The following is a 16,802-nucleotide window of genomic DNA, read 5'->3' as shown; positions in this document are numbered from 1 at the left end:
CCGGCCCCGCTCTCGCGGCCTCTTCCAGTCGGAGCCCTCGCCTGCGGCTACCGGACGCGAGAGTGGCACCCGCCGACTCTTTCGGACGGTAAGGCGATGTGGGGTCGAGCGGCGGTTCGCTCCATCACTGGGCCGCTAGCCGAGCCCCCTGGGCATCTGTAGCGGTTGAAGGTGCTTGCGCCTTATTGGCTCGCTTCCGACGATGAACTCATCAAAGCTTGCTGAACTCTGAAAGTTGCGCTGGATCCGCGTCCTCGAACCTCACAACGCCAAAGTCCCTGGACGTGAGAAGGCGGCGCTTCTCCTGACCTGTCACCGTGTCTTTCTCGCCAAATAGCGCGCTGGACAAGATCCAGGCCTTCGCTGGATCTGAGTACTTGAATGCATAGGTATTCGACCATCGCTCACGGCCGCCCCCACTCGTCACGACCAGCAGTCGACCTTGCGCCAGCCATACGTAGGCTAGCGGGTCATCACCGTGCAGCCCACCACATCCTGCGCAAGGAACAAGCCGTGAATTACTCACGGCTTTTCGCAACCGACCCTCGCCGTCGGGAACGAACAGCTCCACCGAGCGATCGGACTTCGAATCTGAACTTGCGGTCGTCACTAAAACCGCGCCCGGCGTCGAAGAGTCCGATAAAAATCCCGGTTGATACGCGTATACGGACCCGCCTGGCGGCGCGAATGCGCCATATTCGCCACGCCAGGACGGATCGTCAGTGGCGATAAGCCGATCTATGTTTCCAGACGTCAGGGCGACCTCAAGAGCGGAGGCACGGCGCGCAGTGAATACGACGGCGCAATCATTCGCCGTCAACGGCTTGCCTTGCCCGTCCTCTTTGCTATTGGCACAAACGCCATCGCGCGCAGAAATCCATGCCCGCTCACTTGCCCTCAGCTCAGATCGCTGTTCGACCGGGAGTTTGCTCAGGAGTGTCCGGTAAGCCGCATTCAAGCGCACATCCTGGAATCCGAATTCATTACGCGAGCAGCCGATCCAATCGAGGTCAGGACCCTCGGTAGCGTCAAGACAGGCCGCATATCCCGGACGGATGCCGATGAAGGAAGCGGCGCCCGCGACTGACTGGAGCGAAAAAAGAAGCCCGCATACGCCGACGACCCAAGCTGTTCCATGCTTCATGCGAACTCCAGTCAGAAAACCTTATCTATGATCGCTTACGTGCGACGCACGCCGCGACTTCGTCATAAAACGACGGCGGCAACGACGCACTCACCGGGACGCGCCACCAGTTCTCGCGCGCAAACGAACGACATTTCACCGCATCCTTGTCCGTCATCAACACGGGACACCCATCGGCGAACGTAAAGTCGTCGCGGGTAAACGCATGGTGATCGGCGAACGGGTGGCCGTCGACAGCGATGCCCTGCGCCGTGAGGCTGGCAAAGAACCGCGACGGATTGCCGATCCCCGCGACCGCATGCGCAGGTCGGCCCGCGAAGTCAGCGAGCGGTGCCGTGCGCGAGGGGTCGGCCATGTTGATCGCGATGCCGCCTTCCAGCGTCATGACGATTTCGTTCGGCTGACCGGTGTGGCCGTTGACGACGATGAAGTCGACTTGTGCGAGGCGACTGGCCGGTTCGCGCAATGGCCCGGCGGGCAGCAGGTGGCCATTGCCTAGGCGACGCTCGCCGTCGATGACGCAGATTTCCACGTCGCGACCGAGGCGGTGATGCTGCAGGCCATCGTCGGCGAGGATCAGATCGCAACCCGCATCGATCAGGAGTTGCGCGGCTTCGGGACGCTCGCGACCGATGGCGACAGGAAAGCCGCTCTGGCGGATCAGGGTGGGCTCGTCGCCGACCTTCGAGGGATCGTCGCTGCCGGTGAGCAGGTACGGGCCACGCTCGGACCCACCGTACCCGCGGCTCACGATGCCGGGCTCGAACCCGCGCTCGGCCATCGCTCTGGCCAGCGCGACGATCAGCGGTGTCTTTCCGGTACCGCCGATGGTGATATTGCCCACCACGACGACCGGCACGGACAGCTTCACAACGCTCGATGCGTCACGTCGAAAACGTTCCGCGCGACGAGCGACAACGGAGCGGTACAACGCTTCAAGAGGCAGCGTCCACAAGGGCGGCTTCCCGCCCCCGTACCAACGCCTCTGTAACGACGCTCCGAGGGCCACGGTCAGCCCTCGGAGACCTGCTCGTGGAACTGCATGCGATGCAGGGCGGCGTACTGGCCCTGCTTGTCGAGCAGCTCGCGGTGCGTGCCGAGTTCGATGATCCTGCCCTGCTCCATCACGGCGATCTGATCGGCGTGTTCGATGGTGGACAGGCGGTGCGCGATCACCAGCGTGGTGCGGTCGCGCATGAGGCGGGTCAGCGCGTCCTGAATCAGGCGCTCGGATTCGGTGTCGAGCGCGCTGGTCGCTTCGTCGAGGACGAGGATCGGCGCGTTCTTCAGGATGGCACGGGCGATCGCGATGCGCTGGCGCTGACCACCGGAGAGCGAGTTGCCGCCCTGGCCGATCTGCGTATTGAGGCCTTCGGGCAGGCGCTCGATGAACTCCATCGCGTTGGCGGCCTTCGCGGCGGCGATGATGTCCGCCTCGGCGGCACCGGCCATCTCGCCGTAGGCGATGTTGGCGGCGACGGTGTCGTCGAACAGCACCACGTGCTGGCCGACCCAGGCGATCTGTCGGCGCAACGAGGCCAGCGTGTACTGCGCATAGTCGCGGCCGTCGATCAGGATGTTGCCTTCGGTCGGCTCGTAGAAACGCGGCAGCAGACTGACGAGGCTGGACTTGCCGCTACCGGAACGACCGACCAGGGCGGTGACCGTGCCGGGGGCGCAGACCAGGTCGACGCCGCGCAGCGCGATATGGTCGTTGCGCTCGTAGACCAGCTTGACGCCTTCGAAACGGATGTCACCCCTGGTACGGACCAGGTTCTCGGTGCCATGGTCGACTTCCGGCGGCTCGTCGATGATCGCGAACAGGTCTTCCGCCGCGCTCACGCCCTTCTGCAGGTTCGACTGGATGCCGGCCAGTCGCTTCAGCGACGGCAGCATGCCGCCCATCGCGGTCAGCACGGCGGTGAACACGCCCGGGGTGATCGTCTCGATGACGCCGGGGCGCGTGCCCAGGAACACCAGTGTCGCCAGCGCCATGGCGCCGACGGTCTGGATGGTCGCGCTGGAGGCTGCGCTGGTGGCGGACACCTTGAGATTGAGCCGGCGCTGGCGGTCGGCGATCGCGCCGAAGCGGTCGCCCTCGCGCGCCTGGCCACCGTAGATGCGCACTTCGCGATTGGCCGCGACCGCTTCTTCGACGGCGCTGGTCACGGTGCCCATATTGCCCTGGATGCGCTTGCTGATCTTGCGGTAGCGGCGGCTGATCACCGTGACGATGACCACCACGCAAGGCACCAGTACGAGCAACGCCATCGCGAGATACGCGCTCTGATAGAGCATGACAGCAAGCAGGCCGACGACCGTGAGGCCTTCCGTCACCGCGACCTTGAGCGAATCCGACGATGCCGCCGCGACCTGCTCGCTGGTGTAGGTGATGCGGGAGATCTGCTGGCCCGACGGCTCCCTGGCGAAGAACGTCGACGGCAGGCGCAGATACGCCGCGAACACTTCGATGCGGATCGCCTGGACCACGTTGCGACCGACGAAGGCGATGCCGTAGTCGGTGCAGTACGAGGCCACGCCACGCACCGCGAAGATGCAGATGATCCAGATGGGCATCCAGAAGATCGTGTGCGGATCGCGTGCGATGAACAGGTTGTCGATCAGCGGCTGCAGCAGGTTGGTGAACAGCGAGAGGCAGGCCGGGTCGATGACCATCCCGATGATGGCGATGATGCCGGCGGTGCGGAACCGTCTCGTGTAGCTGAGCAGACGCTTGTACGTCTGCCAGGTGCGGACATCCCAGACCGAAACGCGTGGAGTACTCACTGGGCCGAAGCCGCCTCGGACGGGGTCGTGGCGATGGACAGGCGCGTAAAACCGACCTGGCCCAGCGCATCCATGGCGCGCACGACATTCTGGTGGGGAGTCATGGCATCGGCGCGGATCACCACGAGGCGATTGCGATCGTCGCCCGCGACGCGCTGGATGGCGGTCTTGAGCGGCTCGATGCCCTCGCCCATGACTTCGTCGCTGCCGACGGAGTAATGGCCGTCGCGGTCGATGACCACGTTGAGCGCGTTGTCGGTGCCTTCGCGCGCCTCGCTGTCCGCCTTGGGCAGGTTGACCTTGAGGCGCGAATGCTGGACGAAGGTGGTGCTGAGCACGAAGAACATCAGCAGGGTGAGCAGGACGTCGATCAGCGAGATCACGTTGATCTCGAAGTCGTCCTCACGGCGGGAACCGATGCGCATGGATCAGCCAGCCTGCGGCGCGGCAGCTTCCGCGGCGGTGCGACGACGCGGCGCGGCGGAACGTGGGGCCGACAGGTCGTCGAGCAGCGCGGTCGCCTCTTTTTCCATCTGAACGACGTAGCCGCTTACCCTGGAGCGGAAATAACGGTGCAGCACGTAGGCCGGGATCGAGACGATCAGGCCGAAGGCCGTGCAGATCAGGGCTTCGCCGATACCGCCGGCCATCCTGGTCGGATCGCCGATACCGCCGGCCATCACGCCCATGAACATGCGGATCAGGCCGATGACCGTGCCCAGCAGGCCGAGCAGCGGACCGATCAGGGCGATGGTGCCGAGCGTATTGAGGTAGCGCTCCATGCGGTGGACCACGTGACGGCCGCTGTCCTCGATGCGCTCCTTGATGATCTCACGCGGACGGTCGCGCACGGCCAGCGCGCCAGCGAACAGCTCGCCCAGCGGCGACCCCTTCTCCAGCGCGGCAAGGTGCGCCGCGTCCAGCTGTGCCGAGCGGGCCCACTGCCGCACCTCTTCACCCAGCCCCGGCGGCAGTACGGCCGCGCGACGCAGCGCCCAGAAGCGTTCGAACACGATCGCCATGGCGACCAGCGAGCAGATCAGGATCGGCAGCAATGCCCAGCCGCCAGCGAGAAGGATCTCGAGCACGTGAACCCCGGAGGTACTTTTGAGTCAGATGCGCATCATAGCAGGGCCCGGGAAAGGGACTGAGGCGCTCTTAACACTACGGCGAACGGCCAGCTCCAGAGGCCGGCTCTGGTAGGAGCCAGCCCTGCTGGCGAAAGGATCTTGCCTCAGTCTCCACGAAGAACCGAGGCAAGCATGAATCGCCAGCCGGGCTGGCTCCTACCAGGGCAGGCAATGTCCACAGGCCCCGCCAGAGTGAAGCTCTCAGCGGTGGCCGAGGAACTCCACTTCGCTGATATCCACACCCGCTGCCGGGTCAGCCGCCACCAGACGCAGGCGGTACCAGGCATACGCCTTCGGCGTCGCCACGGCGAACGCGCGCGTCTGCCGACGCCACGGCCAGGTCTCACCCTTGCGCTCATCGACCGGCGTGTAGTGCTTGCCGTCGCTGGAGCCCTCCAGCACCCAGCCCGACGGATCGGCCGGTTTCGCGCTGGAGGTCAGGGTCAGCATCTCCACGGTGACCGGTTTGGCGAAGTGCCAGCCGAGCGCCGCGCCCTTGGCATCGAGGTGAGCCGTGGTGTCCGAGGTGTTGTCGAACAGCCTGGCCAGCTCGTCGGCTTTAACCGAACCGAACGCCTTGCCGCCGTCGGCGGTCAGGTCAACCAGCGGCGCGGGCTTCGCGCCCTCCGCCGTGATCGACGCAGGCAACGCGTCCTCACCCGTACCCCACCTCGACGGCGCCGGACCCATCTCGAAGTCCAGCGTGGCGCCCTTGGCCAGCAGCTCATGCGGCAAGGTGACCTTGTCCCACACCTGCCCGTTCACCTTGAGCGACTGCACATAGCGATTGGTGTCGCTGACGCCCGGCGCACGGATGTCGACGCTCGCGCCGTTTTCGAGGCGGATGGTCATGTGCGGGAAGTGCGGCGCGCCGATGACGTATTCGGGCGTGCCCATGCGCAGCGGGTAGAAACCGGCGGCGCCGAACAGCCACCACGCCGACATCTCGCCGTTGTCCTCATCACCCGGGTAGCCCTGACCGATCTCGCTGCCGACATACAGGCGCGACACGGCGTCACGCAGCTTGTCCTGCGTCTTCCACGGCTGGCCGGCCTCGTCGTACATCCAGATGATGTGGTGGGAGGGCTGATTGGAATGGCCGTACTGGCCCATGCGGACATCGCGCGCCTCGAGCATTTCGTGGATCACGTCGCCGTAGTCGCCCACGTCGAACTTGCCCGGCGCGCTGAAGAACTGGTCGAGTTTGGCGGCCAGCGCTTCGCGACCGCCATAAAGCGCGGCCAGGCCGGCGCCGTCCTGCGGTGCGTGGAACGCCATGTTCCAGGCGTTGGTCTCGGTGTAGTCGCCGCCCCAGCGGATCGGGCTGAAGTCCTTGTCGGTCCAGCGCCACTTGCCAGCCGGGTCGCGCGCGACGAAAAAGCCGACGGCAGGATCGAACAGGTTGGCGTAGCCGACCGCACGCGAGCGGTACCAGGCGGCATCGTCCGCGTAGGCCTTGTAGCCACCGGCGGCGGCCGGGTCCTTCGACAGCGCGGCGGCGAGGTTGCCGATCGCGAAGTCGTTGATATAGCCGTCCATCGACCACGACAGGCCTTCGTGCACCTTGTCGTCGGTGTAGCCGTTGAACAGCGACCGCTCGATGCCCTTGCGGCCCGTGCCCTTCACGTCGCTGACCGTCGAGGCGTTGCGGATCGCCGACTGATAGAACGCCGACACGTCGAAGTTACGCACGCCCTTGAGCCATGCATCGGCGAAGGCCACGTCCGAACTGGTACCCACCATCAGATCGGCGTAACCGGGCGAGGACCAGCGCGCGATCCAGCCGGCGTCGCGGTACTGCTGCACGAAACCGTCGATCATCTTGCCCGCTTCGGTCGGCGTAAACAGGACGTAAGCCGGCCACGCCGTGCGATACGTATCCCAGAAGCCGTTATTGACGTAGGGCTGGCCCTCGACCACGCGTGCGCCGGTCTGCGTCGGCGTGTTCGGACCGGCCGGCGCGGAGAACGGGCTGGCGTAGCGCCACACCGGCCTGTCCTTCGTGCCGGTGTTTTCATAGGCCTGGTTCGGGTACAGAAACAGACGGTACAGGCTCGAATAGAGGATCGTGCGCTCGTCGGGCGATGCCCCTTCGACCTTGATCATGTCGAGGCGGTCGTCCCAGGCCTTGCGCGCGCGTTCGCGCACGCTGTCGAAGGTATCGGCGCTCGCGATTTCCTGACCGAGATTGGCCCTGGCCTGATCGACCGAGATCAGCGACGTGGCGATGCGCATGTTGACCGTGCGATTGCCCTTCTTCGCGGTGTCGAAGCCGAACCATGCCGAGGCGGCGTCGCGCTTCTCGCCGGTCAGGCGGCCGCTCTCAGACACATCGCGGTCGAACTCGGCATAGAAGAACAGACGCGTGGCACCGGTCGACAGGCCGCTCCTGACGTCCGACCAGCCCTGAATCGCGCGATGACCCGGATCCAGGGTGACTTCGGCCTTGTCGTTGAGGTTGTCGAAAATGAGCTGCGAACGCTTGCCCGTGAAGGTGAAGCGGAACATCGCCGCATGGTCGGTCGGCGTGATTTCGGTGGTCACGCCGTTGTCGAAACGCACGCGGTAATAGTCCGGATGCGCCACCTCGGCATCGTGGCCGAACGCCAGCGCACGCGCTTCGCGCTTCAGCGCAGGTGCGCCCGACTCCGCCTGTGCGGGCATGACCTGAAAGGTCTGCCGCTCACCCATCCACGGGCTAGGCTCATGCGACAGCGCGAATGCCTCGATGCGCGGGCGATTGTCGTCGCCGTTACGCTCCTGGTACTGGTAGAGCCAGTTGGAACCGGCGTTGGTCACCGGCGTCCAGAAGTTGAAGCCGTGCGGCGTCGCCACGGCAGGGAAGTTGTTGCCGCGCGAGAAGTTGGCATTGGCGTTGGAGCCGCGGCGTGTGTCCACGTAGTCCGTGGGGTGCGTGCTCGATACAGGCGTTGCCGTGCCGATGCGCACGTCGTCGATGAAGCCTTCGAAGGCTTCGCCCGGCGGCGCGTCGGCGACCAGCTCGATGGAGCGGACACGACGGCCTTTGGCGACCGCGCCCAGATCCACGCTGACGTAGTTCCACTGGTCGGGATAGAGCACGCGGCCGTCGCCCTGCGCCTTCGCCGTGGCGGCGATAAGGTGCTGGTCACGCGCTCCCGTGGTCGACAGGCGGGAGCCATCGTCGAAGACGAGGTCCACGGCGACGTAGTTGGCCGGATTGGCGAGGTCGTCCTTGTTCGAGCGCGGGAAGACCAGCCAGGACAGCGTGGTGCCTTCGCCGACGCGGATATCGGTGTCGAACAGCTTCGCCGTGTTGGGCGCGCCCGTGGAGTTGCCGGCGTAGCGCAGTGAGTGCGTACCGGTGAAGCCGACATTGGCTTTGGCCGTAAGGACGGCTTCGGCGGGCGGGCCGCCGACCAGGCTGACGTCGAGACCGCCCGGCGCCTTGTTCGCCAGCGCGGGATCACCCGGCTCGAATGAGCTGTCGAAGCGCTGATTGGCCGCGAGGGCCCCTACGGGTACCACCATAGCCGCCATCGCCAGGACGAATGCCGTCCTGCCCCAACCCTGCTTCGATCGCATCACGCGTCTATCCCCTTGAGTGCGGAATCCCCATTTAAATCGTTCTAAATTTGGAATGTCAAACCGCGCTGCAACACAACGCCGGTCACTCGCGCCAGTAGCGATCCTTCGGGCGGCGCCACTCGCGGACCCGCCGGGGACCGTTCCGGACCGGAAAATCGATGCGAACGGCACCGGTATCCGCGGTCACGACCACGTCGCCACCGGCCGCCCGGTAACGCTGCACGACCGCGGGATGCGGATGGTGGAAGCGGTTGCGATAGCCGGCCGAAGCCACGCCGAGGACCGGAGCCACCGCGGCCAGCCACGCGTCGCTCGAGCCATGACGGCTGCCGTGATGCGCCACCGTGGTGACGGTCGGGACGTCCACGGCGAGCGACGCCGGATCCATGCGTCGCTCGGCACGATCGCTGATGTCCCCGGTGAGTAACAACCGGCCCCCTTCCCCTTCGATGGACAGGACGCAGGAACGGTCGTTACCCGGCGTCTTGCCGCTGCGCTCGCGCGGCACGACGAGGAAGCGGAAGTCCACACCGTCCCACGACCAGGATCGATCGGGGGTACAGGGCTCCGCCTCGAACGACAGCCGGCGACGCTCGCCGGACAGGCGCTCCGCGGACGGATAGCGCGCGGCGATGGATGCCGCGCCGCCGGCATGGTCGCGATCGCCATGGCTGATGACCAATCGGTTCACCGGCGACAGACCCAGTGCCGTAACGGCGGGAAGCACCACGCCGCTACCGGCGTCCCGCCCTCCCACCCATGCCGGGCCCGCGTCGTAGACCAGCGTATGCGAGCGTGTGCGCACCAGCACGGCCAGGCCCTGCCCCACATCGAGCACCCATGCGCGAAACGCGCCGTGCGCCGGTTCGTCTCGCGGAGGCAGCAACAGCGGAAGGCAGAGCAAGGCACCATAACCGCGCAACGGGACACCCCGGGGAACGAACAGCCACGCCGCGCCGAACGTCGCCAGCAGGACTGGCAACAGCCCCGCTTCGGCGACGCCCAGACGTGCGGCAGGCCACTGCGCCATCACGGCCAGCCCTTGCCACAGTGACTCCAGCAACCACACCGCGCCGTCGAGCAAGGGGCCTGCCAGCACCGGCCACGCCAGCAGCGCGCAGCCGACGAGGCACATCGGCACGACGACGAAGCTCACGAGCGGCGCGGCCACCAGGTTGGCGATGAAGCCGGCCAGCGAGGCGCTGCCGAACCACCACAGCGACATCGGCAGCAGGATGAGACTCATCGCGGCTTGCGCGCGCAACAGCTCGCCGACCCAGCCCCACCAGCCTTGTGCGCGCGGCGCGACACAGACCATCAGGAAGCCGACGCCCGCGAACGACATCCAGAAGCCCGCCGACAGGACGGACAGCGGCGCCACGATCAGCACCACCAGCAACGCGAGGGCAAGCATCGTCAGGCCATGGGTCCGCTGACGACGACATGCCGCGACACCCACCACCGCGATCATCAACAGTGTGCGCGTGGTCGGCAGCCCCATCCCCGCCAGCAGGCCGTAGATACCCGCAACGGCAAGGCCTGCGACCGACTGTGCGATGGGCCGTGGCACGCGCAGCGCCAGCCACGGCAACAGCGCATAAAGCAGGCGGACCAACAGCAGACCACCGCCCGCGGCGACCCCCACATGGAAGCCGGAAATGGCGATGAGGTGGGAGACGCCCGTCGCGCGCGCGACGTCCCAGTCCGACGCGTCGAGACCTCGCGTGTCGCCGACGGTGAGTGCCTTGACGACACGGGAACCCTGCGGGCCGAGCTGCCGGTCCAGCGCATCCGCGATCGCGGATCGCCAGCCGTCGACGCACGTGCCTGTCGCCAGTCGTTCGTTGCCTGCCGAGGGGCGCACGTAGCCCGTCGCCACCACACCCCGCTGCAGCGCGCCGCGCTCCGCATCGTTGCCCCCGGGATTGAGCGAACCGCGCGGACGACGCAGACGTACGGTGAGTCGCCATCGCTCGCAGGCGCGCGGCGCTGCCTCGGCCCGGTACCACGTGAGGCGAAGTTTGCCCCGCAAGGCCGCGTCGTTGCCGGTGGCGTCGTCAGGAACGAACACGAAGCTGGTGTCGGCGTCGATGCGGCGGGGTAGCTCGATGACATGTCCGACGAGTGTGACATCGTCGCCTTCGCGCTCACGCGGCAGCCTTGCCTCGAACGCTCGCACGCCGTGCAGCGCCGCCCATGCCGCGAAGGCCGACACGAGGGCGACATGGCATAAGGCCGGGCGTCGTCGCGCACGCAGCGCCGCGCAGAGCGATACGCACGCCGTGAGCGCACATACCGGCCACGGAGGAAGCGACCGCGCCGCTTGCACCCACGTGCAACCGAGCAGCGCGGCGACCGCCACGGTAATGAGGGAGACAGCAGGGACGCGAAACACCGTTGGTCATCGACTCGGAGAGCCTGCAGCGTAGGTGGCGATGACCTCAGGGTGGTCCGCGTTGCGATGTCGGCGTTTACCGATCGCGATTGCCGCGGCGATCGATACGCGGGCCGTTGTCGTCGCGCATGCGCTGCCCGGGAGGGTGCGCATTGGGGTTGCCGCCGGCAGGACGGTCACCGCCGTGCCAGCCGCCGGGCGGCGGCGGACGGTTACCGCCTCCGGCATCCCCGTTCTGCGGCGGACGCTGGCCCTGCCAGCCGCCAGGCCGGTCGCCACCGGGACGGCCACCTTGCCAGCCGCCGGGGCGATCGCCACCGGGACGGCCACCTTGCCAGCCGCCGGGACGATTGCCGCCTTGCCAGCCTCCGGGCGGCCGGTGATCGTCATCGCCACCATGCCAGCCGCCGGGAGGCGGTCGCCGATCGCCGCGACCCGGAGGCGGGCCGCGATGCCCGTCGCGGTCGAAGTAATACCCATCGCGACCGCGGTAATACCGACGACCGCCATAGTCGTACCACACCGCCCCAACCGTGACGCCCGAATAGCAGCAACCCGGACCGTAGCCATAGCCATTGTCGTAGTAGCCGTAGCCGGGATCGACGACCGTCGTCGTGGTCTCTTCACCGTAGTAGGCATCGCCGCCGGAGCCATTACGGACATAGCCGTAGCCCGGGTCGTAGTAGCACCCGGTGAGCGGAAGGCAGACGGCCAGGGTCAACAGCAAGACGCGCGCGGTACGCATGGGGAACCTCGGCAGATGGCGCTTTGGACACTGCGCTCGCGCGATTGAATGGCCGCTAAAACGAGAAAGGCCGCACATGGCGGCCCTTCCCTTTCATTCAGGCTGCATGTCAGCCCTTGTCTTTCTGCTGATCGCCGCGCTCGTGCGCCGCGTTGGCGTGAGTCGCTTCCGCCGATGGCGACTTCGGAGCGGGGTTGGGCTCATTGCCTGGCTGCACGGCCGGCGTACCGTTGCCGTTGTCGCCCGTGGGCCATGTCGGTGGCTGACGGTCGCGTTCGCGCTTGGCATCGAGCAACGCCTGGATATGCGCGACCGCTTCTTCCTGGCTGATGTGCTGAACCGGTTCGTCGGCCGAAGGCTCAGCGGCGGGTGAAGGCGCGGGAGCGGGTGCCGGAACGGGTTTCGGACGCGGCCTGGGTGCGGCCTTCGCGACGGGCGTCGGGCTGGCGCCCGACGTGGGCTTAGGCGTTGGCGCTGGCGCTGGCGCCGATGTCGGTGTCGCCTTCGGCTTCGCCACTAACGGGGACGCCTGACGTGCGGCCCTGGTTTCCGGTGCCCGCTGGACGGGCTTGTGCTCGACGGGGTGCGCAGCGGACGAACGCGGCGCGGACTTCCTGGACGCGGGTGCCGCCGTAGCCGATGTCGTCGGGACCGACGCTTTCTTCGCCGGTGCCTTCCGTACGACCGACTTGCTCGCGGCCTTCTTTACCGCCGCCTTCTTCGCCGGACTCTTGCTGGCGACGACACGACGGGCGGGCGACTTCGTCGCGACCTTCTTCGCGGCAACGACCTTGCGGGCGGGCACCTTCTTCACCGCCGACTTGCGCGTCGACGGCCGGCTCGCGACCTTCTTCACGGCGGCTTTCTTGCCTGCGACCGTACGCGCAGCGGTTTTGCTGACGGCTTTCTTCGCAGCGACCTTGCGGGTCGGCGCTTTCTTCGCCGGCGATTTCTTTACGGCCGCCTTCTTCACAGCCGCCTTCTTCGCCACCGACTTCCTGACGGCCGACTTCTTGACGGCGGTTTTCCTGACCGCGCCCTTCTTCGCCGCCGTTTTTTTCGCTACCGTCTTCTTAGCGGCAGTCTTCTTAGCGACCGTCTTCTTCGCTGCCGGACGTGCGGCACTCTTACGGGCCGTCTTCTTCGCGGCGGCGGAGACGCCAGCCTTCCGGACGGCGGTCTTCTTCGTAGCCGTCTTCTTTGCCGCGGACTTCTTCGCGGCGGACTTGCGGGTCGTAGCCATGCGTTCATTCCTCCTGCGGTAGTAGCCGACGCGAACCACCCCACCGGGGGAAACCCGCGTGCATGCCGGACGACTCAAAAGTGATAGGTCTTCGTCGCGGACAACCTCATCATGTATCAGCCGTCGCCCGAAGTCACACAAATCCGTCGGAAAGAATTCAGGTTCGGGGTGATCAGAACCGCGGATTCATCAGCGTCTGCAGGAAATACGGCAGCACGCGCGGCTCCAGTGCGATCGTAAAGATGACGCCATAAGCCGCGCCCCACAGGTGCGCGCTGTGGTTGACGTTGTCACCGCCGCGCTTGTCCATGTAGATCGAATAGACCACGAAAAGAACGGCATAGAGGATCGCCGGCATCGGCACGATGAACACGATGATGCGTGCCCAGGGCTGGACCAGGATGAACGCGAAGAGGATGGCGGACACCGCACCCGACGCCCCCAGGCTGCGATAGCCCGCGTTGCGACGGTTGGCCATGTATGACGGCAGGATCGAGAAGACCAGCGCACCGATGTAGAAGGTGACGAAGCCCAGCGGCCCCATCTCCTGCGTGAACAGCTGCTCCATGCTGCGACCGACGAAGTACAGCGAGAACATGTTGAAGAACAGGTGGCCCATGTCCGCGTGGACCAGGCCATAGGTAACCAGCCGGTAGTACTCACGGCTTCGCGACAGGGCCGGCGGCCAGAGGATGAGGTCGTCCAGCAGGCGCTGGTTGCGGAATGCGACGATCGAGACCACGCAGGTCACGAGGATGATGATCAGCGTAATCATGCCTGGAACAGTGTCCTTCAGGGGTCGAACCAGCGCGCATCTTCGCGCTTGCGGGGCCCGATGTCGAATGATGCGGCTATCATGGCGCCCTCCCCCATCGATCCGGTCCCACCGATGCCTTCGACCCGTTACAAGCAGCTCGACGTCTTCGCCGCCCGTCACGGCGGCGGTAATCCGCTCGGTGTCGTCGTCGAAGCCGACGGCTGGTCGGACGCGCGCATGCAGCGCTTCGCCCACTGGACCAATCTGGTCGAAACCACGTTTCTGATGCCCGCGCGCGCCGCCGGTGCGGATTATCGTGCGCGCATCTTCACGCCGACCAAGGAGATTCCCTTCGCCGGCCACCCGACGATCGGCAGCGCGCATGCCGCGCTCGATGCCGGCCTGGTAAAACCCGATGCCGCCGGCGTCATCTGGCAGGAATGCGGCGCCGGCGTGCTGCCGATCCGCGTCGAAGGCGAAGGTCCCTCGCGTGAACTCTTCGTGCAGTCGCCGAAGGCACGCATCGTCGGTGACGCGTCGCACGGCGGCGAGACCCTGTCCGCCGTTCTCTACGGCGTGCAGCTCGGCGCACTGCCTCCGGCCTGTGTCGAAGGTGGCCGTCGCTGGTGGGTCGCTGAATTCGCCGACGAAGCCGCGCTGCGAAGCTGGCGCCCCGACCACGCCGCCATCCGCGGCCTCGCCCTGGCCACCGATACGCTCGGCCTGTGCGTGTTCGCACGCTCGGCCGAGGGCCTGGCCGTGCGCGCGTTTCCCGCCGGCGTCGGCATCGTCGAAGACCCCGCATCGGGCGCCGCCAACGGCCTGATCGCCGCCTACGTCGCCGAGCGCGACCGGACCGGTCAGCTGGCCAAGGGCTACATCGTCAGCCAGGGTCGCGAAGTCGGCCACGACGCACGCATCATCATCCGCATCGACGGCGAGGCCGTGTGGGTCGGTGGCCGCACCAACACCATCATCGACGGCCACGTGGACTGGACGGACGTCTGACCGTGAACATCTGGGTCGACGCCGACGCCTGCCCCAACGTCATCAAGGACATCCTGTTCCGTGCCGCCGAGCGCGAGCAGGTCGAGGTCACCCTGGTCGCCAACCAGTGGATCCGCACGCCGGCCTCCCGGTTCATCAAGTCGATCCAGGTCCCGGGCGGCTTCGACGTCGCCGACGACGAGATCGTCCGCCGCGTGCATCCGGGCGACCTCGTGGTGACGCAGGACATTCCGCTGGCGGCTTTCGCGATCGAGAAAGGCGCACTGGCGCTGCATCCGCGCGGCGAGATGTACACGAAGGACACGATCGCGGCGCGCCTCTCGATGCGTAACTTCATGGAAGAGCTCCGCGGATCGGGCGTCGACACCGGCGGGCCCGCTGCGATGCATCCACGCGATCGGCAGAACTTCGCGAATGAGCTCGATAAATGGTTGGCTCGGCGTAAAAAGAGCTGAGGAGCTTTGTGTTGTGGCAAGGGTGCCGTTGGGTGCCATTCCCGTCGCTAAGTCCTCCTACGGCCTTCGCCTTCGTGCGGAAGCGCTCCGGGAACGACACCCAACGGCACCCTCCAGCCCGTGACGCCGCCGGTCGGAGCGCGTCCAGCGCAGAGCACCGACATGCCAGCATACGGTGGCGTTGCGGGGATGCCCGGCGTGCAACTTACGCTCGGCTCGGCTCAGCTCGCCAAACAACCTGCGGCAGCGCCGGAGGGGAGTCGTCGGCTGCCGTTCCTGGAGCGCTTCCGCACGAAGGCGAAGGCCGTAGGAGGACTTAGCGACAGGAACGGCAGCCGACGGCTCCCTGCCCCAACGCCGAGCCCTTAAACCCCAGTCACCTCATCCAGCCGCAACGTCAGGCACTTCGCCGCACCACCCGACTTCATGAACTCGTCAAGCGCCACCTCGATAAGCATGAACCCGGCGCCCTCCAGCCGCGACCGCAGATCCGGTCCCGCACGATTGAGGATCACGACCTTGCCGAGGTTCACCGCATTGCAGGCGAAATCCAGCGCATCGTGCTCGCTCACCGGAATTCGCAGATGCGGCGCGATGTGCTTCTCGATCGACGCCAGCGAGGCCGCGTCGAACGCGCCGGGAAAATACAACGTGTAGCCGTCGACCAGCGGACAGAAACACGTGTCGAGGTGATAGAAACGCGGATCCGCAAGCTTCAGCGGAATGACTTCGATATCCAGACGCGTCGCCAGTTCGGATGCCGCCGCGGGATCGGACCGATGGCCATGCCCCATCCACAAACGACGCGACACGCCGCGGTCGAACAACGCATCACCCGCCCCTTCGAAGAAGACGTCTTCAGCGATATCGACGATGTCGAATCCGTGACGTGAGAACCACGCCCGCGCATGCGCTTCCTCGCCCTGTCGTTCGGCGTAGCGGAAACGGCTCGGTACAAAAGTGTTGCCGAAAACGAGGCCCGCATTGGCCGCGAAGCACATGTCCGGGAGCCCTTCAGCCGCAGGCTGGAGCGCTACGTCGGCATGGCGTGACACGGTGTCGCGCAGGGCGTCCCACTGGCGGCGCGAGCGCTCGCTGGTGGTGTCATGGACGTGGTCGGTCATCCATGGATTGATGACGTAGCTGACCTCGAAGAATGTCGGAGCGCACATCAGCACGCGCGGAACCGTACGCTCGATCGCCGGGGACATCGTTTCTGCCATGGACGGGACACGCCTGTATGGGGTAACGAACCCCCATCATGGCAGAAACGGCTACCGATCCGTCAGTGCATTTTGCCAAGGATCGCCTTGACCGATTCCGACGAGAAATGCAGTTCCTTCAATGCCTCTTCGAGCGAGTCGCGCGAGTTCACCTCGCTCTCGACCTGCTCGCCGACGCTGGCCGGCGAGACGTGAACGTAGCGGTCGCCCTCCTGGTAGGCGATGCCTTCGTCGTGGAAGTTCTGCTTCGTCAGTACCTTGAAGGTGTGGTCGTTGGATTCCTTGATCGTGACCGAGCGGCCTTCGTGTTCTCCCTCGTAAACCGTCTTCCAGGTTGCCGACATGACT

The 16,802-nt window shown here is 66.1% G+C and carries 14 protein-coding genes; 2 read left to right on the top strand and 12 right to left on the bottom strand.

Annotated elements, in window-relative coordinates:
* Positions 1–211: 211 nt before the first annotated feature.
* From B5X73_RS19665 to B5X73_RS19620, 10 genes are all read right to left on the bottom strand, one after another.
* On the bottom strand, positions 212–1,144 hold the full coding sequence (locus B5X73_RS19665) for a lysozyme inhibitor LprI family protein (RefSeq protein WP_079522990.1): 933 nt from the start codon (positions 1,142–1,144) through the stop codon (positions 212–214).
* 25 nt (positions 1,145–1,169) lie between these two features.
* A complete protein-coding gene (gene lpxK / locus B5X73_RS19660; RefSeq protein ID WP_079522989.1) occupies positions 1,170–2,153 on the bottom strand; it encodes a tetraacyldisaccharide 4'-kinase in 984 nt (327 codons plus the stop codon).
* Positions 2,154–2,155: 2 nt separating this feature from the next.
* Positions 2,156–3,931: a lipid A export permease/ATP-binding protein MsbA gene (msbA, locus tag B5X73_RS19655; protein ID WP_079522988.1), complete on the bottom strand. Its 1,776-nt coding sequence runs from the start codon at positions 3,929–3,931 to the stop codon at positions 2,156–2,158.
* Positions 3,928–4,356 carry an ExbD/TolR family protein gene (locus B5X73_RS19650; protein ID WP_036112599.1) on the bottom strand — a complete coding sequence of 143 codons (429 nt, stop codon included), beginning with the start codon at positions 4,354–4,356 and terminating at the stop codon, positions 3,928–3,930. Before B5X73_RS19650 ends, msbA begins: the two co-directional genes overlap by 4 nt.
* A gap of 3 nt (positions 4,357–4,359) precedes the next feature.
* Positions 4,360–5,019, bottom strand: coding sequence for a MotA/TolQ/ExbB proton channel family protein (locus B5X73_RS19645; RefSeq protein ID WP_139382861.1), 660 nt, complete (start codon positions 5,017–5,019; stop codon positions 4,360–4,362).
* Between the two features lie 243 nt (positions 5,020–5,262).
* Complete coding sequence (locus B5X73_RS19640; protein WP_079522987.1) at positions 5,263–8,625, bottom strand: GH92 family glycosyl hydrolase; 3,363 nt, start codon at positions 8,623–8,625, stop codon at positions 5,263–5,265.
* Between the two features lie 85 nt (positions 8,626–8,710).
* Entirely contained in the window at positions 8,711–11,023 is a 2,313-nt protein-coding gene (locus B5X73_RS19635; RefSeq protein ID WP_139382860.1) for a DNA internalization-related competence protein ComEC/Rec2, read from the bottom strand.
* Positions 11,024–11,099: 76 nt separating this feature from the next.
* Positions 11,100–11,768 (bottom strand): hypothetical protein, encoded by a 669-nt coding sequence (locus B5X73_RS20810; protein WP_139382859.1) that lies wholly within the window; start codon positions 11,766–11,768, stop codon positions 11,100–11,102.
* A gap of 109 nt (positions 11,769–11,877) precedes the next feature.
* Complete coding sequence (locus B5X73_RS21545) at positions 11,878–13,011, bottom strand: histone H1-like repetitive region-containing protein (protein ID WP_079522986.1); 1,134 nt, start codon at positions 13,009–13,011, stop codon at positions 11,878–11,880.
* 172 nt (positions 13,012–13,183) lie between these two features.
* Positions 13,184–13,786, bottom strand: a complete 603-nt coding sequence (locus tag B5X73_RS19620; RefSeq protein ID WP_043694507.1) for a rhomboid family intramembrane serine protease — start codon at positions 13,784–13,786, stop codon at positions 13,184–13,186.
* A 114-nt stretch (positions 13,787–13,900) separates the two neighbouring features.
* On the opposite strand from B5X73_RS19620, the gene B5X73_RS19615 reads away from it, so the two are divergent.
* Both B5X73_RS19615 and B5X73_RS19610 read left to right on the top strand, forming a co-directional pair.
* Positions 13,901–14,776, top strand: a complete 876-nt coding sequence (locus tag B5X73_RS19615) for a PhzF family phenazine biosynthesis protein (protein ID WP_079522994.1) — start codon at positions 13,901–13,903, stop codon at positions 14,774–14,776.
* A gap of 2 nt (positions 14,777–14,778) precedes the next feature.
* Positions 14,779–15,231, top strand: a complete 453-nt coding sequence (locus tag B5X73_RS19610) for a YaiI/YqxD family protein (protein WP_079522985.1) — start codon at positions 14,779–14,781, stop codon at positions 15,229–15,231.
* A gap of 365 nt (positions 15,232–15,596) precedes the next feature.
* On the opposite strand, the gene B5X73_RS19605 is transcribed toward B5X73_RS19610, so the two are convergent.
* Positions 15,597–16,454: a dimethylarginine dimethylaminohydrolase family protein gene (locus B5X73_RS19605; protein WP_139382858.1), complete on the bottom strand. Its 858-nt coding sequence runs from the start codon at positions 16,452–16,454 to the stop codon at positions 15,597–15,599.
* Positions 16,455–16,516: 62 nt separating this feature from the next.
* Positions 16,517–16,798: a hypothetical protein gene (locus B5X73_RS19600; protein WP_036112584.1), complete on the bottom strand. Its 282-nt coding sequence runs from the start codon at positions 16,796–16,798 to the stop codon at positions 16,517–16,519.
* Between the last annotated feature and the right edge of the window lie 4 nt (positions 16,799–16,802).

This window comes from Luteibacter sp. 22Crub2.1 (genome assembly GCF_900167995.1).
Taxonomy (GTDB): Bacteria; Pseudomonadota; Gammaproteobacteria; order Xanthomonadales; family Rhodanobacteraceae; genus Luteibacter; species Luteibacter mycovicinus.
This window is presented reverse-complemented; position numbering and strand designations above follow the sequence as displayed.

Coding starts and splice junctions, on each gene's coding strand:
- B5X73_RS19650 (WP_036112599.1), bottom strand. CDS start 4,356: ATGCGCATCGGTTCCCGCCGTGAGGACGACTTCGAGATCAACGTGATC.
- B5X73_RS20810 (WP_139382859.1), bottom strand. CDS start 11,768: ATGCGTACCGCGCGCGTCTTGCTGTTGACCCTGGCCGTCTGCCTTCCG.
- B5X73_RS19600 (WP_036112584.1), bottom strand. CDS start 16,798: ATGTCGGCAACCTGGAAGACGGTTTACGAGGGAGAACACGAAGGCCGC.
- B5X73_RS21545 (WP_079522986.1), bottom strand. CDS start 13,011: ATGGCTACGACCCGCAAGTCCGCCGCGAAGAAGTCCGCGGCAAAGAAG.
- B5X73_RS19620 (WP_043694507.1), bottom strand. CDS start 13,786: ATGATTACGCTGATCATCATCCTCGTGACCTGCGTGGTCTCGATCGTC.
- B5X73_RS19605 (WP_139382858.1), bottom strand. CDS start 16,454: ATGGCAGAAACGATGTCCCCGGCGATCGAGCGTACGGTTCCGCGCGTG.
- B5X73_RS19615 (WP_079522994.1), top strand. CDS start 13,901: ATGCCTTCGACCCGTTACAAGCAGCTCGACGTCTTCGCCGCCCGTCAC.
- B5X73_RS19640 (WP_079522987.1), bottom strand. CDS start 8,625: ATGCGATCGAAGCAGGGTTGGGGCAGGACGGCATTCGTCCTGGCGATG.
- B5X73_RS19665 (WP_079522990.1), bottom strand. CDS start 1,144: ATGAAGCATGGAACAGCTTGGGTCGTCGGCGTATGCGGGCTTCTTTTT.